Origin of the sequence: Paraburkholderia unamae (assembly GCF_003096875.1) — a bacterium.
Lineage (GTDB): Bacteria > Pseudomonadota > Gammaproteobacteria > Burkholderiales > Burkholderiaceae > Paraburkholderia > Paraburkholderia unamae.
Genome location: NZ_QEOB01000035.1, coordinates 14,382 through 40,916, shown reverse-complemented (window position 1 = coordinate 40,916; position 26,535 = coordinate 14,382). Strand labels below are relative to the sequence as shown.

Sequence of the window (26,535 nt, the reverse complement as noted above, 5' to 3'; positions counted from 1 at the left end):
ATGAACGAGCCCAACCCGCCCCATATTCTCGTGGTCGACGACGACCGGGCCATTCGCGAACTCATCGCCGCCTATCTCGTCGAGAACGGCATGCGCGTGAGCGCGGCGGCCAGCGGCAAGGCGATGTCCGTCGCGCTGGCCGAGGAGGCGATCGACCTGGTGATACTCGATCTGCGCATGCCGGGCGAGGACGGCATCGAGATCGCCCGGCGCATCCGCGTGCAGTCGGCGTTGCCGATCATCGTGGTGTCCGGTTTGCGCGAGGAGGCCGATCGCGTGATGGCGCTCGAACTGGGCGCCGACGACTATCTCACCAAGCCCTTCAGCTCGCGCGAATTGCTCGCGCGCGTGCGGGCGCTGCTGCGCCGCGCGAGCGTCACGGCGGCCGGCTCGGCCCCCGCCACGGGGCGGCAGATCGATGCGCGCGCGTACCGCTTCGCCGGTTGGGAACTGAATATCGGCACGCGCAAGCTCACCTCGCCTCGCGGTGAAGTCGTGCCGCTCACCAACGGCGAATTCAGCCTGCTCAATGCGTTTCTTGCCGCGCCGGGCTGCGTGCTCGCGCGCGAGCAGTTGCTGGAGGCGAGCCGCATGTACGACGACGTGTACGACCGCTCGATCGACGTGCAGATCCTGCGGCTGCGCCGCAAGATCGAGGCGGTGCCCGCGCGGCCCGAGTTCATCAAGACGGCGCGCGGCGCCGGCTATGTGTTCGCGGCGCCCGTGGAAAAGCTCAGCAACGCCGCGGGCTGGAGCGGTGTGCGCTAAGGCCGCGCGCGGGCCAGGGCGGGCTCAGTCGAGCACGTCGGGCAACACCATCGACACGGCCAGCGCGCCCTCGATCACCTCATGTTCGATATGACGCGCGAAGAACGAGCGGGCGCTGCCGGCGGGCTCGGCTTCGGCCTCGGCTTGCAGATGCGCGCGCAGGCTGGCGCGTTCCTCGCGCGTCGCGCGCAGCAGCGCGCTCACCGATTGCGCGAGCGCGGCGAGACGCGCGCGGTCGGCGGCGTCGAGCGCGGCATCGGCGCCTTCCAGCGGCGACACCACGCCCACGAGTTTGCGCAGACGCAGCATCAGCACGCTCGCGTGCGCCGCGCGGTGATTCGAACTCAGCGATTCGAGCCGCGTGGCGGCGATCACGGCTTCGAGCGCATCCACCGCGAGGCAGGCCTGCCTGCGCAGCGCGGCGATCGCGCGCGTGTCGCAGTCGGTGGCTTCGGCCTTTTCCGCTTTTTCGATGGCTTCCGGCGCTCGCGCCTCGTGGTCCGGCGCGTACCCGCGCAGCACCGCCTGCACATAGTCGCTCACGCACGCAAGGGCGCGTGATGCGGCGGGCGCGAGCTTGTGCTGCTCCCACTCGGGCCAGGCGAGAAAGCTCGCCGCCACGCCTACCGCCACGCCCGCGAGGCTGTTGAGCACGCGCGAGACCGCGAGATCCCACGGCTCGCCAACCGGCGTGCCCAGGTGCGCGACCAGCACGAAGTGCGAGGTGAGAAAGAGGATGTACGAGACATAGCTCACCGCGCGCGCGGCGAGCGTGCCGGTGGCGAGCGGCAGGATCGCGAGCGCGAGCAGGATCGGGCTGTGGATCAGGAGCGCGAGCGCCGAGGCGAGCACCGCGCCGAGCATCGTGCCGCCGATGCGCAGGCTCGACACCCTGACCGTTTGCGAGAAGGTCGGCTGCACGATGAACATGGTCGTGAGCGCGAGCCAGTAACCTTGCTCCGCGCTGCGCCAGCGCGCGAGCGTCACGGCCACCATGGCCGCGAGCGCGAGGCGCGCGGCGTAGCGCGCGAACACGCCTTGCGTGCGCACTTGCGCGGTGACGGCCGCGAAGGCGTCGCGCCACGGCCGGCTCGTGCGCGTGGCGCTCGCCGGGGCGCGGTGCGTCGCGCCGCGCGTCTCGCTGTCCGCTTCGGCGACCAGGGTGGCGAGGCGCGCGCTCAACGTCATGAACGCGTCGCGCCACGCGCGCGCGGCGCGCGGCGCGTCGGCTGCCAGGGCTTCGGCCTCGACCGGCGGGCGCGCGAGTTCGGCATGTCCGGCATGTTCAACGTGGGCGGCATAGTCGGCGAAAGGACGCAGGCGCGCGGCGGTCGTGGCGGGGTCGGGCGGCGTGGCGCGGCGCACGTCCAGCGCGCAGGCGTCGATGCCGTCCGCCAGCCGCTTGAGCGTGGCGGCGATCAGGTCGAGCGTGGCGCGCTCCACGGCCGGTTGCGGCGCGCGCCGCCTGCTGTGCAACAGACTTTCGATCCCGGCGAGCAACGCCATGGCCTGTTCGGCGTCGGCCAGCCAGCGGCGGCAGCCAGGCGCGACTTCGCCGGGCGCGGCCGTGATCGCGGCGCTCATGGCGTCGAGCGCGGTGCGCAGTTCCGCACGGCTCGCCGCCGCGCCGTGGCGAAGATCGGGCGTCTGCGCGAGCTTGCTCACATAGGAGCCCAACGCGTAGAGCCAGGCAAATGTCGCGGCGCGTACACGCGTATCGGCGCTGTATTGCCAGAGCGCGAGATTGCAGGCGATGGCCCAGAGCCCGCCGCCAAGAAAGAAAACGGCATAGTCGAGCGCGGCTTGGGCGCCATGCACCGGGAACGCCGCGCACACCGCGAAGGCGGTCGCGGCGAGCAAGCCGCGCAGCCCCGGCAGCGCGCCCCGGCAGCGCACCAGCGCGCCGAGCCACGCGCTCACGCCCGCGAGCGCAATGGCTAAGCCGGGCACCGCGCCCGCCGCGATCGCGCAGCCCGCGGCGAGCGCGCCGAGCACCGCGAACACGAGCCCCTGCGTCATACGCTGGCGCGGCCGCGTGCCCGAGTCGTCGCACAGGCAGGTCCAGAATGCGGCGATCGCCGACCAGCAGAGCAGCGGCTCGTGCCAGGCCGCCGCGAGCACGGCGGGCGCGGCGCAGATCAACCCGCCGCGTACCGATTCGGCGAACGGCAGCCGGTGACGGCCGTGCGAAATGGAGCGCAGGAGGGCGGCGCGGGCGTCCATCGAGAAGATCATGCGCGGCCTCGTGAGACTAGCTTGCCGCGCGCGGCTGGCGCACGGGCACGATGGTCAGCGAGCGGATGCCCTGTGCGCCGCGAATCAGCACGCCTTCGATATCGGCGGTGGCCGACGGCCCGCTCATGAGCACCGCATAGCGGGACTCGAAGAACTCGCGCCGCCGGTAGGCGTGATGCAGATTGCTCACGATCTGATCGGGATCGAGCAGCGCGACCAGGTGCTGCGGGAGATAGCCGAGCGCATTCACGCGATACTCGTGCTCGCTCAGCCAGATCGAGCCGGTTTCCGCGACCGCGAATGCGGGCCGCACCACGCCCACGTCCACGTCTTCGAGATCGTGCGGGCGGGCGATCGTTGCCAGGTCGCGCGTGCCGCGCACTTCGGGCGTGGCCGAGCAGATCACGCGCGCGGACGCAAAGCGCGTGCGAATGAAGGCGTCGAGATCGCCGTCGGCGGGCGGCTCGCACCATACGCCGCCCAGTCGCGCGAGCGAGGTCTTGAAGGTGTCGAGCACGGCCTCGGGCGGTATGTCGTACAGAGGGACCGTGGGCAGCGGCCGCGCGGCGCGCTCCACCTCGCGCAAACGGGAAAGAATGGCTTCGCGGCTACTCATGGCTTGTTCCTCTTGTTGTGCTTCAGATACCAGTCGCGGAAGGTTTCCTTCGGCGCCTCGGGTAGCTCGCGCTGCTTGCCCCATGCGTTGAGCGGATTGTAGAGCACCGCGCGCGGCAACGTCGCCACCGCTTTGCCCGCGCCCTTGATCGCCGCGCGATACAGCTTCGGATGCGCGAGCACTTTGCCCGCGACCTTCATGGCTTCGCGCTTGACGAAGGGCAGTTCGTGCTGTTCGGCGATGATCTGCCGCCATTTGTAGATCTGTTCGTGAATATTGATCTTCACGGGGCAGACATTGGTGCAACTGCCGTTGAGCGTCGAGGCGAACGGCAGCGAGCTGTACTTCTTCAGGTCGAAGGTGGGATTGATGATCGCGCCGATCGGCCCGGAATACACGCCGCCATAGCTCAGGCCGCTGCTGCGCCGGTACACCGGGCAGGTGTTCATGCAGGCGCCGCAGCGAATGCATTTGAGCGAGTACCAGAAGTCGTCCATCGCGAGGCGTGCCGAGCGGCCGTTGTCGACCAGCACGAAGTGCATCTCGCCGCCGTCGCGCGGACCGCGAAAATGCGAGGTGTATTGCGTGATGGGCGAGCCGAGCGCATTGCGCGAGAGCATGCGGATAAATACGCCGAGATGTTCGAGCTTGGGAATGAGCTTCTCGATGCCGATCGAGGCGATATGCAGCGGCGGCACGTTGGCGCTCAGGTCCGCATTGCCTTCGTTGGTGCAGACGGTGATGCCGCCCGTTTCCGCGACCGCGAAATTGCAGCCCGTCATGCCCGCGTCGGCGCGCAGGATGCGCGGGCGCGTGGCCTGGCGCTGCGCTTCGGCCAGCTTCGGAATGTCGCTTTCGTTCGGGTCGGTGCCGTAGTTCTGCGCGAAGGTTTTCGCCACGTCGGTCGCGAGCTTGTGCACGGCGGGCACGACGATGTGCGAGGGCATCTGGTCGTCGAGCTGCTGGATCTGCTCGCCGAGATCGGTCTCCACCACGGCAATGCCGCGCGCCTCCAGATACGGGCGCATTTCGCATTCCTCAGTGAGCATCGACTTGCTTTTCACGAGCAGCCGCGCGCCGCGCGCGCTGAGTATTTCGTGGACGATGCGGTTGTGTTCCTCCGCGTCCTTCGCCCAGTGCACGACGACGCCGTTGGCCGTGGCGTTGCGCTCGAATTCCTCCAGATAGTCGGGCAAATGGGTCAGCGTGTGCTCCTTGATCGCGGACGCGAGCGAGCGCAGTTCCTCCCATTCGGCAATGCCGTGCACCTCGACGTCGCGCGCGGAGCGCAAATCCCACAGGCGCTTGTCGTGAAACGCAATGTGCTTTTCGTCGGCGATGAACTGCTTCGAATACCCCGCATGATCGACGCGCTTCATGCCGTTGCTCCGTTGAGAATCTGTGCGATGTGGATGAACTTCAGACCGAGGCCCAGGCGCTCCGAGCAGCCTTTCTGATGCATCAGGCACGACGAATCCGCCGAGACGATGTATTCGGCGCCGTTGCGCTTGTGGTCGCGCACCTTGTCGCCGCCCATGCGCGCGGAAACGGGTTCCTCCGACACGCAGAACGTGCCGCCGAAGCCGCAGCATTCGTCGGGGCGATCGGGGTGAATGAATTCGATGCCCTTGACGTTTTGCAGCAGCGCAAGCGGCTTGGAAAAGAACGGCTCGTCGATTTCCGACGTGCTGGCGGTGTGAAGACCGCGCAGCGTGCCGCAACTGTTGTGCAGCCCGACCTTGTGCGGAAACGACGCCCACGGGAATGCGCGCACGTTGAGCACGTCGTGGATGAATTCCACCAGCTCGAACGTACGGCGGCGCACCGCGAGGGTGTCGCGCGACTGGTCGGCCGCGGTCAAGTGGTCGCGCACGTGATGCACGCAACTGCCGCTAGGCGAAACGATGTAATCGTAGCCCGTGAAATTGCGCACGAAGAGATTCTCCGTGGCGGCGGCCTCTTTTTCGCAGCCGCTGTTGCCCATCGGCTGGCCGCAGCAGGTCTGATCCAACGGATAGTCCACCGTGCAGCCCAGACGCTCCAGCAGTTGCAAGGTGGCGACGCCCACTTCGGGGAAGAAGGCGTCGATGAAACACGGAATAAACAGCGCGACTTTCATTGCATCGGCTCCTCGAACAAAGCCTGCGCATGCGGGCGGCGCGGCCCGGCGCAGGCGTGATCGAGAGTGTGCAAGCGCGCGATTGCGCCCGCATTTCGAGGCGCGCCGCGCGCATTACATCTGTAACGCGGCATGTAACCGGGTGGCCGTGCGAGTGTCGCCGGCCCATGACCGCTAGTTCCGATCGGACAATTACGGTCTCCTTGCGCATGGAAGACCGGATAGCGCGGGTTGGCGTGGTAGTTTGAAGGCTCTCTCGCTGACGGGCTTCGGCTACCGGTTGCCGCCCGTCAGTCCCCTCGCCGCACCGCCGTTGGCGACGGTGCGGCGCCTTTTTTTCGGCTGCGCAAATTCGACGGACGCCCCGGCAGAGGAAAGCACTATGGACGACCACGGCATCGTGAAGAACGCGCATCTGCGCAATGCAATCGATCATGCCCGGCGGCAGATCGATGCGCTCGACCCCAAAGATCCGCAGCAGGGGCTTTGGCGGCGCTCCTGGGAAGAGAAGGTCGAACAGTGGACCGAATGGCAGAACGGCGAGCCCGCGCCTTTCGAAGAGGAAATCTCGCGCGTGCTCGACGTCAATGCGAACGCCGAGGCCGAGATTCAGCAGCGGCGCGCGCGCATGGCCGCGCTGGAGACACTGCTCGCAACCGAGACGAACCCGCGCCACCGCCTGATGGCGGAGCAGGAAATGCAGATGCACGCGCGCAACATCGCGGAACTCGCGGCGTTGAACGAGCGCTTCAAGCAAGCGCTCGATCTTTAGGCCCTAGTTCCGATCGGACAAAGCCGTTCACATTCCGGCAGAAGGCTGGACCGCGCCGCGCCGCATGTTAGCCTCGAAGCTCTCCCAGTTGATGGGTATCAGGAGCGAGAGTCCCGCCCGTCAGCTTGTTGGCCGCACCGGGGCAAGCCCGGTGCGGCGTTTTTTCGTGTGGTGGCCGTGCGTTATTCACCATCGTGCTGACTCGCCATCGATCGATCCCCGCCGCCGCACGCTGGCGTCATGGTCCGCGCCGCCAATACCGGCGCAGGACCTGGCTGCGCCGGTATTGGCTGCCGTGAAGCCGGGCACGTCCCGCCTCACGCTCGCCCTTACGCGGCTGGCGCGACCGACGCGCCCACGATCCCATGCCGCGCGAGCGCCTCGGCGACGAAGCCGGATGCCTTGGCCTCTTCGACGAACGCATGCAGTGCCTGCGCCGCCGCTGCGCCACGGCTTTTCGGCACGCCCATCGCCTGGCGGATCACCATGAAACGCTCGTCGAGCAGGCGCAGGCCGTGGGCCTCGCGCGCATCGGCTTCGAGTTGCTGCTTTACGCCTGCCGCGACTTCCAGGTTTTGGTCGAGGAAGGTCTGGACGACGCTCGGCGAGGTCGGCGCGCGCACGATCTGCGCGTGCTTCAATTCGCGCGTGAGGAACAGATCGTAGGCGCTGCCTTTGCCCACGGTCACGCGGTGTTGCGGCTGGTCGACCTCCTCGTTGCGGCGAATCGGCGAGGCGTCTCGCACGAGGTAGTAGCCTTCGATCAGCACGTATGGCGCGGTAAACGCGATGGTTTCGCCGCGCAGCGGGTCCACGGCGAAGAAGCCGAAGTCCGCGCGCTCCTCGCTCACCGCCTGCACGGACTTGCCGGCCGCATCGAACACCACGAGTTCCAGCGCCACGCCCACCGTGGCGGCAAAGGCGCGCGCGAGATCGACCGACACGCCGGCCGGCGCGCCGCTTGCGTCCGTGCCCGCGAGAATGGGGTTGCCCAGATTGATCGATGCCCGCAGCTTGCCCGTGGGCGTGAAGGCGCGAATGATGGACGGATCGGGTTTCATGTGGGTGGAATGGAATTGAGGTTAGGGATGCGTTCAGCCGCAGATGCGCGCTTCGCCCGACTCGCGCCGCGCGCTTGCTCGCGGTCGCAGCAGGATCGCCACGGCCAGCACGCTGGCGAGCGCGATGCCGCCCGCCAGCACGAACGCGCTGAAGAACGTGTGGCTTTGCTGGACGAGAAAGCCCGTGACCGCCGGGCCGACGATACCCGCGCAGTTCGCGATCGCATGCACGCAGCCGCCGACGCTGCCGAGCTTCGGGCCGGGAATCGTGTCCTGAATCAGCGCCCAGTACGTGCTGCCGCTCAAGTACAGCGCGAACACGGCAACGGCCATCAGCAGCAGCGCGCCGGCCGTGGTCGTCACGGCGCCCGCGAGCGTCACGCAAACGCCCGCGGCGCCCAGGCATACGATCAACACCCACTTGCGCGCGCGCAGCGCGTTGCCCGTGCGGCGGAAGATCAGGTCGGAGAGCACGCCGCTCAGGCCGTAGCCGATAAAGCCCAGCAGCCATGGCAGCACCGTCGCGAGGCTCATGCTTTTCAGGCTCAGATGGCGGTCCATCGTCAGGAAGCTCGGGAACCACGTGAGGAAGAAGAACAGGATGTAGCTATAGCCGAAGTACGAGATCATCGCCGCGAGAATGGCAGGCTGCTTGAGGTAGAAGCCGAGGGGCTTCACGTCGGCGGGATCGTCGGACACGCTGCGGTCGGATTCGATCAGGCGGCGCTCGTCGGCCGAGACGCGCGGATGCTGATGCGGTTTGTCGGTGGCCATGAAGTGCCAGAAGATCAGCCAGAGCAGCCCGAAACACGCGACGCCCGCGAATGCGACGCGCCAGCCGTACGCGGCCGTCAGCAGCCCGACCACCGGGCCCGCCACCGCGCCGCCCAGCGGCAGGCCGCAATTGGCGAAGCCGAACGCGGTGGCCGATTCCTTGTGAGGGAACCAGTTGTTCACGATCTTGTTGATCGTCGTGGCGAGCGGTCCCTCGGCCATGCCGAAGAAGGTGCGGACCGCCAGCAGCGAGCCGAAGCCGGTGGCGAGTCCGGTGGCGCCGCACAGCAGCGACCACGCGAGGATCGCGCCGGAGAACACGCGCTTGCCGCCCCAGCGGTCGGCCGCCCAGCCGCCGATGAAATTGAACGCCGCGTAGCCGATGAAGAAGGTCGAGAATACGAGGCCCAGACTCGCCGGGGAAATGCGCAGTTCCTGCGCCACGGCGGGCGCGGCGACGGAAAGCGCCGAGCGGTCGAGATAATTGATGAAGCCTGCGATGAACAGCAGCAGGACGATGCGCCATCGAATGTTTGTCACCTGTCGCTCCCTGGAGCTTGTTATGGGCTTGACGGACCGTGTGCCCGGATGCGCCGCACGGTCGGCCGCCTGTGTTTGCCTGTCTTTGCCGCCTTCAGCGTTGCGGCCGCGCGGTCGCTTCCAGCATTGCGAGCTGCGCCGCGCCGATGTCGATGCCTTCGGCCATCTGGCGCTCCAGGCGGCCCAGTTCGATCTCGCCTGGCACGATCACGGGCGCATCGGGATTGGCGGGTGCGCAGCCGTGCAGGATCGCCGCATAGTCGGCCATGCGCGCGGCGAGCCACGCGGTGCTGCCGAGCCTGTTCGTATCGATCAGGATAAAGAAATGGCCGAGGTTCTGCGGCTGTTCCGGGTCGTCTTCCCACGACTTTACGTGCGTCAGGTAGGCCGCGCCGGAAAGCAGCCCCGCGAGCAGGTCGACGACCAGCGCGAGCCCGTAGCCCTTGTGGCCGCCAATCGGCAGCAGGAAGCCGTCTAGCGCCGCTTTCGGGTCGGTGGTCGGCTTGCCTTGCGCGTCGGTCGCCCAGTCGCCGGGAATCGCTTCGCCGCGCTTGAGCGCGTTGCGGATCTTGGCCCGCGCCGCGACGCTGATCGCCATGTCGAGGAGGAACGGGTGCCCTTGCGGGTTCGGCACGCCGAAGCCGACCGGGCTGTTGCCCAGGCGCGCGTCGGTGCCGCCCCACGGCGCGATGGTCGTTGTTGCGTTGCTGCCGATGATGCTGGCGAAGCCTTGCTTGGCGGCCAGGTACGAGTACGGCGACACCGGGCCGAAGTGATTGCTGCCGCGCACGAACACGCATGCGATGCCGTTTTCGCGCGCGGCCGTCATCGCCAGATCGAGCGCGCGATAGCCCACGAGCGGGCCGACGCCGTTGTCGCCGTCGAGGCGGTGAAGCGCCGGGCCGACCTGCTCGGCGGTGATCGACGGCGTGGGATTGATGCCGCCGATGCGCAGGCGGGCGCCGTACGATTCGATCCGGCTCGTGCCGTGCGTGCGCAAACCGAACAGGTCGGCGAGCACGAGAACGGTGGCGGTGTCGGTGGCGTCGGCGCGATTCAGGCCGAGTGTGCACAGCGCTTCGATGGTCAGCTCGGTCAGTTGAGCCTGGCTGACGATGCCTTGCGGGGTGGAGGTGGGCGGGGTCATGGAACGGGTCGTCTCCTTCGATCTGAAAACCGTGGGTCAAGCGGCTGCTGCGTCACAGCGCTTGCGTTTCGCAGATGATCGGATAGAAGCGGTGCCCGGAACAAACGCATATTTTCGTGCGATTGGTGCGCTGGACGCACGAATCGCACTGAGCGCACGACATCAAGGGAGGGTCGCTTACGCGGGCGCGCTGGCGGGAAGCGCGTCGGGCGCGCGCATTTCCGTCAACAACTGAAGGAAGAAGCGCGCGGCGGAAGACAAGCCGCGCCCGCGCCGCTGGAGGACACCCAGCGTGCGCCGGATCGGCGGATCGACCAGCGCGACGCTCGTGAGCGCCTTGTGCGGACCGCGCGGCATGGCGAGCCGTGGCACGACGCCCACGCCCAGTCCCGCTTCGATCAGGCTCACCAGCGCGGGCACATGGCGCACCTCGCAAAACCATTTCGGGCGGCCGGCGACACCGGCCAGCGCTTCGTCGATGACCGCGCGATTGCCGCTGCCCTGCGCGATCGCCAGATAGTCGAGGTTGACGAGTTCCGCCCACGCCACGGATTTGCGTTTCGCGAGCGGGTGGCCGCGCGGGCAGGCGAGCACGAACGGGTCGTCCAGCAGCGGCGTGAATTCGATGTCCGGCTCCTGGGTGCCGACGTAGGTGAGGCCGAAATCGGCTTCGCCGCGCGCGACAGCGAGAAACACCATCGACGAAGGCTCGTCGATCAGGCGCAGGCGAATGCCGGGGTAACGCTGGTGATAGACCGCAATGGCTTCCGGCAGGAAATAGCGCACCGCCGAGGGCACGCACGCGATCGTGAGTTCGCCCGTCATCTTGCGCGCGAGATCGTCGAACTCCAGCATCGAGTTGTCGACCTCGTTGAGGATCCGGTGCGCGCGCTCCAGAAAACCCCGACCGACGATGGTCAGGTCCATCTTGCGCGTGGTGCGCTCGAAAAGCCTCACGCCCAGCGCCTCCTCCAGCTTCTCGATGCGACGCGACAACGCCGATGGCGACAGATGCAGCGTGTCGGCCGCGGCGCGAAAGCTGCCCAGGTCCGCTGTCGCGACAAAGGCGCGCAAGTCCGAAATCTCGAAGTTCATGCCATTGGCCACGCAGGAGGGAAGAGGCGTTCAGTGTCGACGCGCCGCTGCGCGCTGTCAATTCGTGCGTGCGGCACACGAATCGGCAGATGAACGCAAACGGTGACAATCAATGTCGGACTGCTGATTAATATTGTGCGCGGCGTGTCGGCGCGCTACGCGTTCGCATCGCCGCTGCGGGCAATGCCGGTCTCGATGCCGGCCAGAATGAGGTCGATGCCCGCCAGGAATTGCTCGCGGTCGTCGTGCCCGGCCAGCATCGTCGCCACTTGGCGCACGAACGGGTGCTCCACCGGGTCGAGTTGCGCCCATTTCGCCGCGACGCTTTCGAGAATCGCCACCCGGTCCATGCCGTCCTCGCAGGCGCGGGGCCGCGAAGCGTACTGGCCCGCAAGACCGAGAATGAAGCTCATGAGGGCCGTGGCCGCGTTGAACTGCGCGTGCTCGGGCACACCCAGCGCCTGGATCTGCCCGCCTATGCCTTCCAGGATGCGCAGGACCGCGTACTGCCACGGATCGCGCGATAGCTGCCCGCCCACCCAGGGGTGCGCGTCGATGGCGTCAAACACGCCGAGGGCAAGCGCGCGGATCGCGTCCTGCGGCCTGGGCCGGCTCACCGCCTCGGTCAGCACGGCGGCGATGATCTGGTCCGTGGCCGCCGCGAGCAGTTCTTGCTTGTCGGCAACGTGCCAGTAGAGCGCGCCGCTGCCGGTCGCGAGGCGCGCCGCCAGGGCGCGGAAAGTCAGGGCGTCCTCGCCGTCCTGGTCGAGGATCGCGATCGCCGCCTCGACGATCCGCTCCTTGGTGAGCGCGTCGGCGCGCCGTCTGGTCCGAATTTCCGTAGTCATGGGCGTAGCTTGACATGCATGGAACATTGTTCCAAACTATTTTTTCCATGGAACAACGTTCCATACCCAATGGAAGAAGGCTTTGATGGCGACCCCAGTGACCTTTACGCCCCCAACCAGCCCCGTCACGATTGTCGGCGCGGGACTCGGCGGCCTCGTGCTCGCGCGGGTGCTGCACCTGCACGGCATTCCGGCGATCGTCTACGAGGCGGAGCCGTCGGCGCAAGCGCGCACGCAAGGCGGTTTGCTCGACATCCACGAGCATGACGGGCAGGTCGCGCTCGCGGCGGCCGGGCTCACCGAAGCATTCCGCGCGATCGTTCACGCAGGCGGCGAGGCCACGCGCGTGCTGGACTCGCAGGGCCGGATGCTGTTCGAGGAATCAGACGATGGCACGGGCGGGCGGCCGGAGGCGCCGCGCGGCGAACTGCGGCGCATTCTCGTCGAGTCGCTGCCGCCGCAGACGATCCGGTGGGGGAAGAAGCTCAGCAACATCACGCCGCTCGGCCAGGGCGAGCATCGGCTGAGCTTTGCCGACGGATCGAGCGAGGTCAGCCGCCTGCTCGTCGGCGCCGATGGCGCGTGGTCGAAGGTCAGGCCGCTGCTCTCCGGGGCGCAGCCCGAGTATGTCGGCACGTCGTTCATCGAAACCTGCCTGCACGACGCCGATGCGCGGCACGCTCCGGCGGCGGCGGCCGTAGGCGGCGGGGCGCTGTTCGCGCTCGCGCCGGGCAAGGGGATCTTCGCGCACCGGGAGCCCGGCGCGGTGCTGCACGCGTATATCGCGCTGAAGCGCCCGCTGGCATGGTTCGACGCGCTCGACTTCGCCGATGCCGCGAGCGTGACGGCGAAAGTCGCGGCCGAGTTCGACGGCTGGTCGCCCGCGCTCAGGGCGCTCATCACCGAGGGCGAGGCCGCGCCGGTCCTGCGGCCGCTCCATATGCTGCCGGTTGGCCATCGATGGAGTCGCGTGCGCGGGGTGACGCTGCTGGGCGACGCCGCGCACCTCGCGCCTCCGGCGGGCGAGGGCGCGAACCTCGCCATGCTCGACGGCGCGGAGCTTGGGGCGGCGATTGCGGCGCATCCCGGCGATGTCGAGACCGCGCTCGCCGCGTACGAAGCCACGATGTTCGCGCGCAGCGCGGCCGCCGCCGCGGATTCCTGCGCGACGCTTGAACTGTGCCTCGACGAGCGCGCGCCGTTGAGCCTTGTCGACTTCCTGAGCGGCGTGGCGGGAACACAGCAGGCAGCGCTTCGGGAGCCGTCCGCGTGAGCCATGACGTCGTCATTGCAGGTGGCGGCCCGGTCGGCCTCTTTCTCGCTTGCGAGCTTCGCCTGGCGGGCGTCACGGTGCGGGTGCTGGAGCAGGCCGAAGACCCGCGCGCCGCGTTGAAGCGTCTGCCGTTCGGCATGCGTGGCCTCTCGGCGCCCACGCTCGAAGCGTTCCACCGTCGCGGCTTGCTGGACGACATCACGAGGTCGCAACGCGCGAAGCACGACACAGGCGGTGCGCCACCCGGCGCGCACTGGATGCAGCAGGCGCGCCGCCCCGCAGGCCACTTCGCCGGTATCCCCTTCTTTCACGAGGCCATCGACACCTCGCAGTGGCCGTACCGGTTGCCGGGTCCGGCCGGTACCAGCATGGCGGTTGATATGGAGTCGCTGGAAACGGCGCTCGCGGCGCGTGCGCACGCGCTGGGCGTGGAGATCCGGCGCGGCCTCGCAGTAGAGGGCTTCGATCAGTCGGGAGACGGCGTGAGCGTGCACGCCGGTGGCGAGACGTTCCACGCGCGCTGGCTGGTGGGATGCGACGGCGGGCGCAGCACGGTCCGCAAAGCGGGCGGCTTCGCGTTCGCGGGCACCGATGCCGAGTTCACCGGCTATTGCGTCGAAGTCGAACTGGCTCAGCCGGACCTGCTCGAACCCGGCCGCCATTACACGCCGACGGGCATGTACACGTTTGCGCGTCCCGGAACGATCGCGATGGTCGATTTCGACGGCGGCGCGTTCCACCGTACCCGTTCGATTACGCTCGACCATGTGCAGGCCGTCCTGCGGCGGATCTCCGGCATCGACGTCACCTTGACCGCCTTGCACCTCGCCGCGACCTGGACGGATCGCGCACGGCAGGCGACGGCTTACCGCGCGGGCCGCGCGGGTCGCGTATTGCTGGCGGGCGACGCCGCGCACATCCATTCCCCGCTGGGCGGCCAGGGGCTCAATCTGGGCCTGGGCGACGCGATGAACCTGGGCTGGAAACTGGCCGCGACGCTACGCGGCGACGCACCGGCGGCCCTGCTCGACAGCTATGAGCGGGAGCGGCATCCCGTCGGTGCGCAGGTGCTGGACTGGTCGCGCGCCCAGGTCGCCCTGATGCGCCCGACGCCCAGCACGCGCGCGCTCGAAGCGATCATGCGCGATCTCGTCGGCACGCGCGACGGCGCGACGTATTTCGCCGAGCGCGTGTGGGCGGTGTCCCTGCGCTACGACCTGGGGGGCGACCATCCGCTTGTCGGCCGCAGCGTTCCCGACTTTGCGTTGGCGGACGGGACGACCGTGGGCGAGCGGCTCAGAACGGGCTCGGGCCTGCTGCTGGACTTTGATTCGCGTCCGTCGCTCGAGGCGCTTGCAAGCCGCTGGCGCGGCCGCATCGCGTATGCGGCGGGCGGCGTCAAGGAGCGCCTCGGTCTGAATGCGCTGCTCGTGCGCCCTGATGGCATCGTTGCCTGGGCCGCCGACGATGCGCCGAGGCTGGAGGCCCTGGCCGCAGCGGCCGAGCGGTGGTTCGGCCAACCCGCGTGACCGGTTTGCGGCTTGTGGCACTCAGAGCGCGGCCTGGGACGTTTGAGCAGTACGCGCAGTTTGCGACGTTTGCGACCAGCCGCCGCCCAGCACCTTGTACAGCGTGACCTGGTTCGACAGCTTCGCCAACTGGTCGGTGACCAGTTGCTCCTGCGCGGTATAGAGCGTGCGCTGCGCGCTCAGCACCGTGAGGAAGCTGTCGGTGCCGGTCCTGAAACGCGCCTGCGCAAGATCGTAGTAGTCCTGAGCGGATTTCACGTAGTCGCGGTCCGCCGCGACCTGATCGTCATAGGTCGCACGGCCCGCCAGCGCATTCGACACTTCCTTGAACGCCGTCTGGATCGTCTTTTCGTAGTCGGCCACGTCGATGTCCTTTTCGATCTTCGCGACGTCGAGCGAAGCCTTGTTGCTGCCGTAGTCGAGGATCGGCATCGTGATCGTCGGCGCGAACGTCCACGCGCCCGTGCTCGCCTTGAAGAGTTGCGACAGGCTCGTGCTGGCGGTCCCCGCCGTGGCGGTCAACTCGATCTTGGGAAAGAACGCCGCGCGCGCGGCGCCGATGTTCGCGTTGGCCGCCTTCAGCGTGTGCTCGGCCTCGATGATATCGGGCCGCCGCGCGAGCAGATCGGACGGCATGCCCGCGCCGATGTCGGCGAACATGGCGTCGCTCTCCAGCAGCGTGGGGCCGCCGCCGCCGAAGTCGTCGGGCAGCGGGCAGCCGATCTCGGCGACCAGATTGTTGCGGTCCTGCGCCACGGCGCGCGTGTACGAGGCCACGCTCGCACGCGCGCTGGCAAGCGAAGTCTGCGCCTCGCGCACGTCCTGCAACGACGCGCTGCCGATCTTCATCATGCTGACGGTCAGGTCATAGGTGCTCTGGTTGGCCGTGGCGGTGTCGGTCGCGACCTTCAGCAAGGCCTCGTCGGACAGCAGTTGCAGATAGTCGGTCGCCACGTCCGCCACGAGCGATAGCTGCGTGCTGGTGCGCGACGCCTGGGTCGAGAGATAGTTTTCCAGCGCCTGACGCTTCAGGCTGCGCAGCCGCCCGAAGAAGTCGATCTCCCACGACGTCGTGCCGACCGAGACGGTATTCGAATGGCTCACCGCGCCGTCGCTGCGCGTGTTCGTGAGCGAACCGCCTGCGTCGATCGCGGGCGCGAGCGCCGCGCGCGTGATGCGGTACTGCGCCTCGTATTCGGCCACCTGCAACGCCGCGACCCGCAGATCGCGATTGTGGTCGAGCGCGAGCGCGATCAGCTTTTGCAGGCGCGCGTCCTTGAAGAAGTCCTGCCAGCCGACATCGGGCGCGAACGATGAAGCGTCGGCCGGGGTTGCCGGTGTTGCCGATGCGCTCGTCGCATACGCCTCGCCCGTGGGCCATGCGGTGGCGACGGGCGAGGCCGGCCGTTGATAAACGGGGTCGAGGGAACAGGCGCTCAGCGCTATTGCACAGAGCGCGCACAGAAGCTTCACTTTCATTCCGGATCCTTTGCGGGCTGTGCTGTGCCGCCATGCTCGTTGAACAGCCTGCGCACGACGATGAAGAACACGGGCACGAAGAAGACGGCGAGCGCGGTTGCCGCGATCATGCCGCCCGCCACGCCGGTGCCGATCGCATGGCGCGCGGCCGAGCCCGCGCCGGTGCTGATCACGAGCGGAAACACGCCGAACACGAAGGCGAGCGACGTCATGAGGATGGGCCGCAAGCGCTGGTGCGCGGCTTCGAGCGTGGCTTCCACGAGGCCGCGGCCCTGTGCCTGGAGATCCTTGGCGAATTCCACGATCAGGATCGCGTTCTTCGTCGCGAGACCAATGGTCGTCAGCAAGCCGACCTTGAAGTAGACGTCGTTCGAGAGCCCGCGCATATGCGCACCCAGCAAAGCGCCGAGCACGCCGATCGGCACCACGAGAATGACCGCGATCGGCACCGACCAGCTTTCGTACAGCCCGGCAAGACACAGGAACACCACGATCAGCGAGATGGCGTACAGATACGTCGCCTGCGAGCCCGCGAGCACTTCCTGATACGACTGCCCCGTCCACTCGATGCCGAACCCGGCGGGCAACTGCTTCGCGAGGTTCTCGACGGCGCTCATCGCCTGGCCCGTGCTCACGCCGGGTGCGGGCTGCGCGCTCATTTCCATCGCGAGTTCGCGGTTGTAGCGTTCGATCTGCGGCGGCCCGAACGTCCAGCGCGTTTTCGCGAATGCGGAGAACGGCACCATCTGCCCGTCGTAGTCCGTTGTCGATGTTGAGGATGACGAACTTGATGAAGAACTGGATGAGGAACTCGACGACGACGAATCCGCCCGCACGTACCACTGCCCGATGTCGCCTGGCATCATGCGGTACGGTGCGTCGGCCTGCACGTAGACCTTCTGGATGCGCCCCGTGTCGATATAGTTGTTCACGTACGACGAGCCGAACGCGGTGGAGAGCGTGGAATCGACGTCGGCGATCGACAGCCCGAGCGCGCTGGCCTTCTCGCGGTCGATATCGACATAGAGCTGCGGCGTGTCTTCGAGACCGGCGGGACGCGTCATCGCCAGCAACGGATCTTTCGCGGCCAGCGCGACGAACTGATTGCGCGCCTTCAGCAGCTTGTCATGCCCCTGGCCCGCGCGGTCCTCGATCTCGAAGTCGAGGCCGCTTTGCGTGCCGAGGCCGTGAATCGCCGGTTCGTTCATCACGAAGATCTGCGCGTCGCGGTTGCCCGCGAAGGCGGCGTTCGCGCGGCCGATCACGGCCTGGGCGCTGTCGTTCGAACCGCGCTGGCTCCAGTCCTTCAACTGCACGAAAGCGAGCGCGTTGTTCTGCCCCTGCCCGTTGAAGCTGAAGCCGTTCACGGCCATCATGTGCGAGACCGCCGGTTGCTTCAGGAAGTACTGCTCGACAGCGGCCACGGTCTTGAGCGTTTTCGAAGACGGCGTGCCGACCGGCGCCGAGATCGACACCATGATTGACCCCTGATCTTCCTCGGGCAGATACGACGAAGGCAGCGTCACGTACAGAATGCCGACCACGCCCGCGATGAGCGCATAGCCCAGCATCCAGCGCACGGGCTTCGCGACCACGCCCGCGAGCGAGGCGCTGTAGCGCGCGTTGCTCCGCGAATAGAGCCGGTTGAACGCGCCGAGCAGGCCGCGCTTTTCCTGGTGCGCCACGGCGGCCGGGCTCAGCAGGCTTGCGCACAGCGCGGGGGTGAGCGTCATGGCGAGGAACACCGAGAGCACCATGGCGGAAACGATCGTGACCGAAAACTGCCGGTAGATCGCGCCGGTCGAGCCGGAAAAGAAGGCCATCGGAATGAACACGGCGGTGAGCACCGTCGTCACGCCCACGAGCGCGCCGGTGATCTGGCTCATGGCCTTTTTCGTCGCCGCCTTCGCGTCGAGTCGTTCCTCGGCCATGATGCGCTCGACGTTCTCGACGACGACGATCGCGTCGTCCACGAGCAGGCCGATCGCGAGCACCATCGCGAACATCGACAGCACGTTGATCGAGAAGCCGATCACCGACATCACGCCCAGCGTGCCGAGCAGCGCGACCGGCACGACGATCGTGGGAATCAGCGTCGCGCGCAGGTTTTGCAGGAACAGGTACATCACGAGGAACACGAGGATCACCGCTTCGAAGAGCGTCTTCATGACCTCCTCGATCGAGATCTTCACGAACGGCGTGGAATCGTACGGGTACGCTATCGCCACGTCCTTGGGCAGTTGCGGCTGGAGTTCGACGAGCTTCGCGCGCACGGCCTTCGCAACCGCCATGGCGTTCGCACCGGTCGAGAGCTTCACGGCCAGCGCGGCGGCCGGCTTGCCGTCGAGGCGCGACGACGTATCGTATGAATCGCCGCCCACCTCCACGCGTGCGACGTCGCGCAGCCGGACCTTGGAGCCGTCGGTGTTCACGCGCAGCAGGATGTCGCCGAACTCCTGGGGCGTGGTCAGCAGGCTGGAAGACGAGATCGTGGCGTTGATTGCCTGGGAGTCCGTAGCGGGTGCGCCGCCCAGTTCGCCCACCGAGAGCTGCACGTTCTGGTTGGTCACGGCCGTCGTCACGTCGGACGCGGTGAGGCCGACACTGCGCAGCTTCACCGGATCGAGCCAGATCCGCATGGCGTGCTGTGCCCCGAACAGCGTGACGTCGCCCACGCCGTTGATCTGCGTGAGCGGGTCTTCGAGCTGCGTGGCGATGACGTTGCCGAGATCGATGGAGTTGAGCGAGCCGCCCGGCGACGACAGCGCGACGGTCATGAGGAAGTCGCTCGACGCCTTCGCGACCTGCACGCCTTGTTCCTGCACGGTCTCGGGCAGGGACGCGCTCGCCTGGGTCACCTTGTTCTGCACCTGCACCTGGGCGATGTCCGGATTGGTGCCGGGCTTGAAGGTCAGGTTGATGGTCGCCTGGCCCGCGCCGCTGCTCGTCGACGACATGTAGAGCAGATTGTCGATGCCGGACAGCTTCTGCTCGATCACCTGGGTGACGGTCTTGGCGACCGTGTCGGCGGACGCGCCCGGATAGGTCGCGGTGACCTGCACCGAAGGCGGCGCGATGGTCGGGTATTGCTCGATTGGCAACGTCGTGGTTGCGGCGCCGCCGATCAGCATGATCACGATGGCGATGACCCACGCGAGAATGGGGCGCTGGATGAAGAAACCTGCCATGCGTCCTCCTTACGACGCGGCCACGTGGACCGCCACGCCCGCCTGGACCTTCTGGAGCCCGCTGACGATCACGCGGTCGCCCGCTTTCAGCCCGCTCGTGACGATCCACTGGTCGCCATAGGCGCTGTCGGCGCGCACCGCGACCTGCTTCGCGTGCCCGCTTGCGTCGACTACCCAGACGCTCGCGCCGCCGTCCGAGGCGCGCGTGACCGCGAGCTGCGGCACGAGCAGCGCGCTGGCGCTTTCGCCCTCGTCCAGTTGCGCGCGCACGAACATGCCGGGCAGCAGTTCGCCTTCGGGGTTCGGGAAGATCATGCGCAGCGTGACCGAGCCGGTCGTCGCGTCGACGGTGATGCCGGAAAACTGGAGCACGCCCGAGTGGGCGTACGGCGTGCCGTCCTCCATCACGAGCTGCACGGCCGCGCCGCTGCCCGCGCGCTTGAGGCGGCCCGAGGCGAAGGCCTGGCGCAGCCGCAGCCAGTCGGCGCTCGAACGCGTGACGTCGAGGTACATCTCGTCGTACGCGTGAATGGTCGCGAGCGCCGTGGTCTGGTCCGCGGTCACGAGCGCGCCTTCGGTCACCGACGAAGCGCCGATGCGCCCCGAGATTGGCGCCGTGATGCGCGTGTAGCCGAGGTTGATGCGCGCCGATTCGAGCGAGGCGCGATCCGCGAGCACGTCGGCTTCGTCTTCACGCACGGCCGCGATGGCGTCGTCGTTGTCCTGTGCGCTGACGGCGTTGATCTTCACGAGCTGCGCGTAGCGATCAGCCTTCGTTTTCGCGGAGGCGAGCGTTGCCTGCGCTTTCGCGAGCGTGCCGCGCGCCTGGTCGTAGGTCGCCTGGTAGGTGGCCGGATCGATCTGGTAGAGCACCTGGCCTGCCTTCACGTCGGAGCCTTCGACGAACAGCCGCTTTTGCACGATGCCGCCGATCTGTGGACGCACGTCGGAGACCTTGAGCGACGAAAGCCGGCCGGACAGTTCGGCCGTCATCACGATGCGTTGCGGTGCGAGCGTTTTGACGCCGACGTCGACGCTTTGCGCCACGGGCATCTCGGCGCCGTGACGTTGGCAACCGGCGATCAGGATGGCGGATGAGCAGACGAGTGCGGCGGCAAGCCGGCGCTTTTTCCTCTCCCACCCAATGCTTGAATGATTGAGTTGCGGCATAGATTCCATCAAATGGTGGACGTTGAAGCGCCTGGCCGGCATGCGGGCAGGCGCGATGCGGTAGCGAGCGGCGTCGTGAAGGATTCGCAACGGAGAAACGCACGAAAGCCAGGGTGAGGCCGGCGAAGCAGGTCCGGCCTGTTCACTCGGACTACTAATCGATAGGTCGCGTGTAATCCGGTGAACCCTGGCACGCCGATATTGGAGGAGGCGCCGGGGCGCAGCGTCGATGGCGGTGAATGCCGCGTCTTGCTCAGGCCCCGACTTGCGAGGTACGCATCACGGTTCGAGCTTCGATTCCATGCTCCCGCCTCTATAACTAAACTGTACGGTATGGTTTATAATGGAACGATGGATCGCTGTCAATCGAATGACCCGCCTTCGCGGCCGCATGAATGTTTCAAAGCATGACCGGCGCGGCGGCTTGCATGGATGCACGACGCGCACGCACAAGCGTTGCATCGAGGCGCGTCATGGCGGGTCGGGACTGGAGACTGTATGAGAAAGAAAACGGAAGAAAAGCGCCAATCCATTATTGACGCTGCCCTGGAGGTGTTCCGGGAGGTCGGCTTCGAGCAGGCCTCGATGGCGGAAATCGCCGCACGCTCCGGCGCGTCGAAAGCGACGCTCTACAGCTATTTCGAGTCGAAAGACGTGTTATTTGCTGAAACAATGACGAGCCGTGCCGGAACGGAGATACGGGACGCATTCGATCAACTGACGCTCGACGTTCCGCTACGCGACGCGCTGGTGTCGTTCGGGCAGCACTACCTGGCGGCCGTGCTGCAACCCTCGTTTCTCGCGACGCGCCGCCTTTGCTTTCAGGAAGTCGACCGCTCGAACGTAGGCCGGACCTTATACGAAGCGGGGCCGCGCCGTGGCTTGATGCACGTTCGCGACTTCCTGGCCGGTGCGATCGAGGCGCGCACCGTTCGCCGTTGCGACCCGGAAGTCGCGGCGCGCCATCTGTTGGCGCTGCTGGAGGCCGAACTGGTCGAGATCGCGACGCTGGGTTATGAGGTGAAAGCCACGCGCGCGAAACTGCTGCCGGTCGTCACCCGCGCGGTGGAGGTCTTTCTCGCGGCGTATGCCACGCCTCACGCGCAGTGATGCGTCAAGTCTCCCATGGTCACTGTGCGGAGGCTGCTGCGGGCATATAAGCTCCGAGTCATCAATCCCAAAACGAGATTGATGACTGTTGTATATTTCCTTTTTGAGATATATGATCCTGTCGGGTGGGCTTACGGCCCGGCAAGGGCGAGGGCCGTCGGCTCGGGACCATTTGAATCGAAACGATTCGATTCGAACTCAGCGGACGCACCGGTCGCATCAATCATGATCGTGCAGGCAAACGCAGCGAGGACTTATGAACGCACAGCACGTGCAGCATTTCTTGAAAGCGCTTGGTGTCGAAAAGCCCATCATTCAGGCGCCAATGGCCGGTGTGACGACGCCCGCGCTCGCCGCGGCGGTGTCTAACGCGGGCGCGCTGGGTTCGATCGGTCTGGGGGCGATGAATGCCGCGGACGCGCGCAAGGCCATCGCAGCGACGCGTGCGCTGACCGGCAAGCCGTTCAACGTGAACGTCTTCTGCCACAGCCCGGCGGCTGCCAACCCGCAAACGGAGGCGGCGTGGCTGAAGTGGTTGGAGCGCCACTTCTCGCGCTTCGACGCGACACCGCCTGCGCAGCTCAAGGAGATCTACACGAGCTTCATTGTCGATCCCGATATGCAGCGCGTGCTTCTCGAAGAACGCCCGGCGGTCGTGAGCTTCCACTTCGGGCTGCCCGACGCGTCGGTGATCAAGGCGTTCAAGGAAGCGGGCATCGTTGTGCTGGCAAGCGCCACGAGCCTTGACGAAGCACGGCAGATCGAAGCGGCGGGCGTGGATGCGATCGTTGCGCAAGGCATCGAGGCCGGTGGTCATCGCGGCGTTTTCGATTCGACCGGGCGCGACGAACTGCTGGGCACGTTCGCCCTCACGCGCCTGATCGCGACGCAGTGCGGCCTGCCGGTTATCGCCGCGGGCGGCATCATGGACGGCGCGGGCGTGGTTGCCGCGCTGGCGCTGGGCGCGAGCGCCGCGCAACTCGGCACGGCCTTCGTGGCGTGCGCCGAAACCGCGATCGACGAAGGTTATCGGCGCGCGCTGCTTGGTGAAGCTGCCTCGCATACCGTGTTCACGCGGGCGATTTCGGGTCGCCCGGCGCGCTCGATCGTCAATGCGTTTACCGAGCTTGAACATGAAGACGGGTATCCGCAGGCGTTGCCGGCCTATCCCATCGCCTACGATGCGGGCAAGGCGCTGAACGCGGCGGCGAAAGCCAAGGGGGTATACGACTACGGCGCTCAATGGGCGGGACAGGCGGCGCCTTTGGCGCGCGCGCTGCCGGCGGCCGAACTGGTCGAAACGCTCGTGGCCGAGATGCATGCCGCGATAGCCGAACTCCAGCGCTTGAATTAAGGCTTCACGGTTGCTTGTGTGAATGGCGCGGATATCGTAGCGGCTTCCTGCATGGCGCGAGCGGCGTGAGATGAACCCCGCCGCACGCGCCCCTTACCTCTGTTACTGGCTCGGTAACAGACGCACGAGTTCATCGAACGCCGCGCTCTGGTACGACGCTCGCGAAACGAGGTAGGTGTCGATATCGCAGATCGGGCGGCTCTGGATCGTGGCGGAAGCGGGGACCGTGGAAAGCACGGACTTCGGCAAGACGGCAACCGCGGTGCCGGCCGCAACGGCCGCGTAAATCGCGTGGTAAGACGCGTACTCGATGATTCGCGGACGGAAGCCTTCCGAATCGGCCTGCGTTTCCAGCCATTGTTCGGCAATGCGCCGATACGTGCAGCCCGCCGCGAAAGCCGCGAGCGGATAGCGGTCCGAGGATTGCGCGAACTGCGCCAGGTCGAGCCGGCCGGGCGCGACGAGCAGCAGTGTTTCCCGGAACGCCCGCACGGCCGCCAGGCCCGTATCGCCTGAAGCGAATTCGGCGTCGGCGCGCTCCGCGGTTTCCGCCACAAACGCGCAATCCAGCCGGCTCGCGCGCACGTAGTCGAGGAGCACGCGAGTCGTTCCCGTGAGGACTTCGAGGGTCACGTCGGGCCACAGGCTCTGATAGGCGCCGAGGATCGCCGGCAGACGCGCTGCCGCCGTGCTTTCCATCGAGCCGACTCGCAGGCGTCCCACCGGCGTGTGGGACTGCATGGACTGACGCGCTTCCTCCGCGAGCGTGAGCATGCGTTGGGCGTAGCCCAGAAACCGCTGGCCCTCGGCAGTCAGGGTCATGCGCTTGCCGTCACGGGAAAAAAGCTGAACCTTGAGCTCATCTTCCAGTTGCTTCACGCGCGTCGTGACATTCGACTGAACGCGGTTCAGGAGGTGAGCGGCACGCGTGACGCTGTTCTCTTTCGCAACGGTGCTGAAAATTTCGAGGTCTAATAGGTCCATCCGAGGCCTGTCTGCGGAACGGGATCGCAGGAGAGGAAAGCGCCACAATTATCTCATTTTGAGAATGTCGGCGCAAACTGGATCTCGGTGCAGCACGCCTTTCCCTCAACAACATCTCACCACGAAACTCCATGGCATCCGTTGAAGACGATATCGCGAGCCGCGTGTTCTCGCCCTCGAGGTTGTCGATCGGTCTGTCCTTGCCCGTGCTGCGCCCGCAGTCGGACATCGCGGACTTCCGCGAGCAGATCGAGATTGCGCGCCATGCCGATGCCGCCGGGTTTCGCGCGCTATGGGTGCGCGACGTGCCGCTCAACAGCGCGGACTATCCCGATCCGGTCGGGCATCTGGACCCGTGGGTCCTGCTCGGCGCGCTTGCGGCCCACACGAAGCAGGCCGCGCTGATTAGCGGCGCCATCGTGCTGACGCTGCGGCACCCGTTGCATATTGCCAAGGGCGCGGTTTCCGTGAGCCATCTGTCCGGCGGGCGCTTCATATTGGGGCTCGGCTCGGGCGACCGGCCGTCCGAGTACGCCGCGTTCGGGCAGGACGCCGAGCAAAGGCGCGATCTGTATCGCGAACACTGGGGCACCGTGGCCGCCGCGCTCGCCCCTGTTGCGCGCGTGATTCCCGATCTCGCGCCGCCCGGCGCTCCTGAGTTCTTCCTGTTGCCGCGTCCCGCCGCTCGGGTGCCGATGCTCGCCGTGGGCTCGGGCGGTCAAAGTGTCGACTGGATCGCTCGCCATGCCATCGGCTGGATGACCTACCACCGCGAGCCCGACGTGCAGCGCGCGCGCTACGCCATGTGGCGTGCGGCGGTGGAGCGTTCCGCAGCGAGTGCGTTCCGTGCGTTCGGCGCGGCCATGCGCCTCGAGTTGAGCGAGCAGGCGAACGAGCCCGCAACACCCGTTGCGCTCGGCTATCGCACAGGACGCCTCGCGCTCGTGGACCTGCTGCAAGCCATGCGCGAGGCGGGCACGCATCACGTGACGTTCAACCTCGCCACGCAACGCCCGGCGCGGGACGTGCTCGACGAACTGGCCTCCGAGGTGCTGCCTCTCTTTCACGGCGTTTGAGCGCGCCAGGCGGCCTCTGGCGCATGTCGTGGCCGGTTTTGTCAGCAAATCGGCCGGTTTGACCAGTCCGCCCGTGTGCCGTTCGCGCTAGGATCGCCACCACGTGGCCTGGACGCATCACCGGCATGGGCCGGAACCCTTTTCAGCGGCCGACGCGCTCCCCGGCGCGCCGCGCAAGGCAAATCATCAAGGACTCCAAATGAACAAGGAAGTCGTGGTCGTGGGCGGTGTGCGTACCGCCATCGGCAAATTTGGCGGCAGCCTCAAAGACGTGGCGCCGACCGAACTCGGCGCGCTCGTCGTGCGCGAATTGCTCGCGCGCAGCAAGGTGGAAGCGAAGGACGTGGGCCATGTGGTGTTCGGCAACGTGATTGCCACGGAGCCGCGCGACTTCTACCTCTCGCGCGTTGCGGCCGTCAACGCGGGCATTCCGGCCGAGACGCCCGCTTTCAACGTGAACCGTCTGTGCGGTTCGGGCTTGCAGGCGATCGTCTCCGCCGCGCAAACCATTCTGCTCGGCGACGCCGACGTGGCGATCGGCGCGGGCGCCGAGAACATGAGCCGCGCGCCGTACATCACGACCGATGCGCGCTTCGGCGCCCGCATGGGCGACGCGCGCCTCGTCGACATGATGCTGGGCGCGCTCAACGACCCGTTCCATACCGTGCCGATGGGCGTGACCGCCGAAAACGTGGCGGGCCGTTACGGCATTACGCGCGAGCGCCAGGACAACCTCGCGCTGGAGTCGCATCGCCGCGCGGCGCGCGCTATCGCCGAGGGCCGTTTCGCAAGCCAGATCGTGCCGGTCACACGCACGGTGAAAGGGCGCGAAACGGTGTTCGACACCGACGAGCATTTGCGCCACGACGCCACCATCGACGACTTCGCGAAGCTCAAGCCGGTGTTCGCCAAAGAGAACGGCACGGTGACGGCGGGCAACGCCTCAGGCATCAACGACGCGGCGGCGGCCGTCCTGCTGATGTCGCGGGAAGCGGCCCAGGCGCGCGGCCTCGCGCCGATGGCGCGGCTCGTCTCTTACGCGCACGCGGGCGTGGACCCGCTCTACATGGGCATCGGTCCCGTGCCCGCCACGCGGCTCGCGCTGCAACGCGCGGGGCTGTCCGTTGCGGACCTCGACGTGATCGAGTCGAACGAGGCCTTCGCGGCCCAGGCCTGTGCCGTGACGCAGGAGCTGGGGCTCGACCCGGAGAAGGTGAACCCCAATGGATCGGGGATTTCGCTCGGCCATCCGATTGGCGCGACGGGCACGCTCATTACCGTGAAGGCACTGCACGAACTCAAGCGCATTGGCGGCCGCTACGCGCTCGTCACGATGTGCATCGGCGGCGGCCAGGGGATCGCCGCCATTTTCGAAAACGTCCAGTAGTTCCACTTAC

Annotated in this window: 21 protein-coding genes; 8 read left to right on the top strand and 13 right to left on the bottom strand. The window is 67.1% G+C overall.

The window, feature by feature from the left end; all coding sequences use genetic code 11:
• A complete protein-coding gene (locus C7402_RS41440; protein WP_116614686.1) occupies positions 1–768 on the top strand; it encodes a response regulator in 768 nt (255 codons plus the stop codon).
• Between the two features lie 24 nt (positions 769–792).
• Here the strand turns inward: C7402_RS41440 and C7402_RS41435 are convergent, their stop codons facing one another.
• From C7402_RS41435 to C7402_RS41420, 4 genes are read right to left on the bottom strand one after another with little or no spacing between them, the layout of a single operon-like run.
• On the bottom strand, positions 793–3,003 hold the full coding sequence (locus tag C7402_RS41435) for an FUSC family protein (RefSeq protein WP_116614685.1): 2,211 nt from the start codon (positions 3,001–3,003) through the stop codon (positions 793–795).
• Positions 3,004–3,019: 16 nt separating this feature from the next.
• Complete coding sequence (locus tag C7402_RS41430) at positions 3,020–3,619, bottom strand: LutC/YkgG family protein (protein ID WP_116614684.1); 600 nt, start codon at positions 3,617–3,619, stop codon at positions 3,020–3,022.
• Positions 3,616–4,998: a lactate utilization protein B gene (locus C7402_RS41425; protein ID WP_112177445.1), complete on the bottom strand. Its 1,383-nt coding sequence runs from the start codon at positions 4,996–4,998 to the stop codon at positions 3,616–3,618. The genes C7402_RS41430 and C7402_RS41425 overlap by 4 nt, the downstream gene beginning before the upstream one ends.
• Positions 4,995–5,738, bottom strand: coding sequence for a (Fe-S)-binding protein (locus C7402_RS41420; RefSeq protein ID WP_112177446.1), 744 nt, complete (start codon positions 5,736–5,738; stop codon positions 4,995–4,997). The genes C7402_RS41425 and C7402_RS41420 overlap by 4 nt, the downstream gene beginning before the upstream one ends.
• 382 nt (positions 5,739–6,120) lie before the next feature.
• Here C7402_RS41420 and C7402_RS41415 point away from each other — a divergent pair, with 382 nt between their 5' ends.
• Positions 6,121–6,510, top strand: a complete 390-nt coding sequence (locus C7402_RS41415; RefSeq protein ID WP_112177447.1) for a hypothetical protein — start codon at positions 6,121–6,123, stop codon at positions 6,508–6,510.
• Between the two features lie 329 nt (positions 6,511–6,839).
• On the opposite strand, the gene C7402_RS41410 is transcribed toward C7402_RS41415, so the two are convergent.
• From C7402_RS41410 to C7402_RS41390, 5 genes are all read right to left on the bottom strand, one after another.
• Positions 6,840–7,571, bottom strand: coding sequence for an ABC transporter substrate-binding protein (locus tag C7402_RS41410; RefSeq protein ID WP_116614682.1), 732 nt, complete (start codon positions 7,569–7,571; stop codon positions 6,840–6,842).
• A 33-nt stretch (positions 7,572–7,604) separates the two neighbouring features.
• Positions 7,605–8,885, bottom strand: coding sequence for an MFS transporter (locus tag C7402_RS41405; RefSeq protein ID WP_116614681.1), 1,281 nt, complete (start codon positions 8,883–8,885; stop codon positions 7,605–7,607).
• Between the two features lie 94 nt (positions 8,886–8,979).
• Positions 8,980–10,032, bottom strand: coding sequence for an Ldh family oxidoreductase (locus tag C7402_RS41400; protein WP_116614680.1), 1,053 nt, complete (start codon positions 10,030–10,032; stop codon positions 8,980–8,982).
• A 177-nt stretch (positions 10,033–10,209) separates the two neighbouring features.
• A complete protein-coding gene (locus tag C7402_RS41395; protein WP_116614679.1) occupies positions 10,210–11,127 on the bottom strand; it encodes a LysR family transcriptional regulator in 918 nt (305 codons plus the stop codon).
• Positions 11,128–11,282: 155 nt separating this feature from the next.
• Positions 11,283–11,975 (bottom strand): TetR/AcrR family transcriptional regulator, encoded by a 693-nt coding sequence (locus tag C7402_RS41390; protein ID WP_116614678.1) that lies wholly within the window; start codon positions 11,973–11,975, stop codon positions 11,283–11,285.
• Positions 11,976–12,060: 85 nt separating this feature from the next.
• Between C7402_RS41390 and C7402_RS41385 the strand changes: the two genes are divergently transcribed.
• Together C7402_RS41385 and C7402_RS41380 are read left to right on the top strand one after the other, a co-directional pair.
• A complete protein-coding gene (locus C7402_RS41385) occupies positions 12,061–13,248 on the top strand; it encodes an FAD-dependent oxidoreductase (protein ID WP_116614677.1) in 1,188 nt (395 codons plus the stop codon).
• Positions 13,245–14,777 carry an FAD-dependent oxidoreductase gene (locus C7402_RS41380; protein ID WP_116614676.1) on the top strand — a complete coding sequence of 511 codons (1,533 nt, stop codon included), beginning with the start codon at positions 13,245–13,247 and terminating at the stop codon, positions 14,775–14,777. The genes C7402_RS41385 and C7402_RS41380 overlap by 4 nt, the downstream gene beginning before the upstream one ends.
• A 21-nt stretch (positions 14,778–14,798) precedes the next feature.
• On the opposite strand, the gene C7402_RS41375 is transcribed toward C7402_RS41380, so the two are convergent.
• From C7402_RS41375 to C7402_RS41365, 3 genes are read right to left on the bottom strand one after another with little or no spacing between them, the layout of a single operon-like run.
• Complete coding sequence (locus C7402_RS41375) at positions 14,799–16,256, bottom strand: efflux transporter outer membrane subunit (protein ID WP_116614675.1); 1,458 nt, start codon at positions 16,254–16,256, stop codon at positions 14,799–14,801.
• Entirely contained in the window at positions 16,253–19,444 is a 3,192-nt protein-coding gene (locus tag C7402_RS41370; protein ID WP_116614674.1) for an efflux RND transporter permease subunit, read from the bottom strand. The genes C7402_RS41375 and C7402_RS41370 overlap by 4 nt, the downstream gene beginning before the upstream one ends.
• 9 nt (positions 19,445–19,453) lie before the next feature.
• On the bottom strand, positions 19,454–20,614 hold the full coding sequence (locus tag C7402_RS41365; RefSeq protein ID WP_116614673.1) for an efflux RND transporter periplasmic adaptor subunit: 1,161 nt from the start codon (positions 20,612–20,614) through the stop codon (positions 19,454–19,456).
• Between the two features lie 498 nt (positions 20,615–21,112).
• Here C7402_RS41365 and C7402_RS41360 point away from each other — a divergent pair, with 498 nt between their 5' ends.
• Positions 21,113–21,724, top strand: a complete 612-nt coding sequence (locus C7402_RS41360) for a TetR/AcrR family transcriptional regulator (protein WP_116614672.1) — start codon at positions 21,113–21,115, stop codon at positions 21,722–21,724.
• A gap of 256 nt (positions 21,725–21,980) precedes the next feature.
• Entirely contained in the window at positions 21,981–23,078 is a 1,098-nt protein-coding gene (locus C7402_RS41355; protein WP_116614671.1) for an NAD(P)H-dependent flavin oxidoreductase, read from the top strand.
• 102 nt (positions 23,079–23,180) lie between these two features.
• On the opposite strand, the gene C7402_RS41350 is transcribed toward C7402_RS41355, so the two are convergent.
• Positions 23,181–24,062 carry a LysR substrate-binding domain-containing protein gene (locus C7402_RS41350; RefSeq protein WP_116614670.1) on the bottom strand — a complete coding sequence of 294 codons (882 nt, stop codon included), beginning with the start codon at positions 24,060–24,062 and terminating at the stop codon, positions 23,181–23,183.
• A 131-nt stretch (positions 24,063–24,193) separates the two neighbouring features.
• Here C7402_RS41350 and C7402_RS41345 point away from each other — a divergent pair, with 131 nt between their 5' ends.
• Positions 24,194–25,138, top strand: coding sequence for an LLM class oxidoreductase (locus C7402_RS41345; protein WP_116614669.1), 945 nt, complete (start codon positions 24,194–24,196; stop codon positions 25,136–25,138).
• A gap of 199 nt (positions 25,139–25,337) precedes the next feature.
• The gene (gene bktB, locus C7402_RS41340) at positions 25,338–26,525 is read left to right on the top strand and encodes a beta-ketothiolase BktB (protein ID WP_112177460.1); all 1,188 of its coding nucleotides are present in this window, start codon (positions 25,338–25,340) and stop codon (positions 26,523–26,525) included.
• The last annotated feature ends 10 nt before the right edge of the window (positions 26,526–26,535 follow it).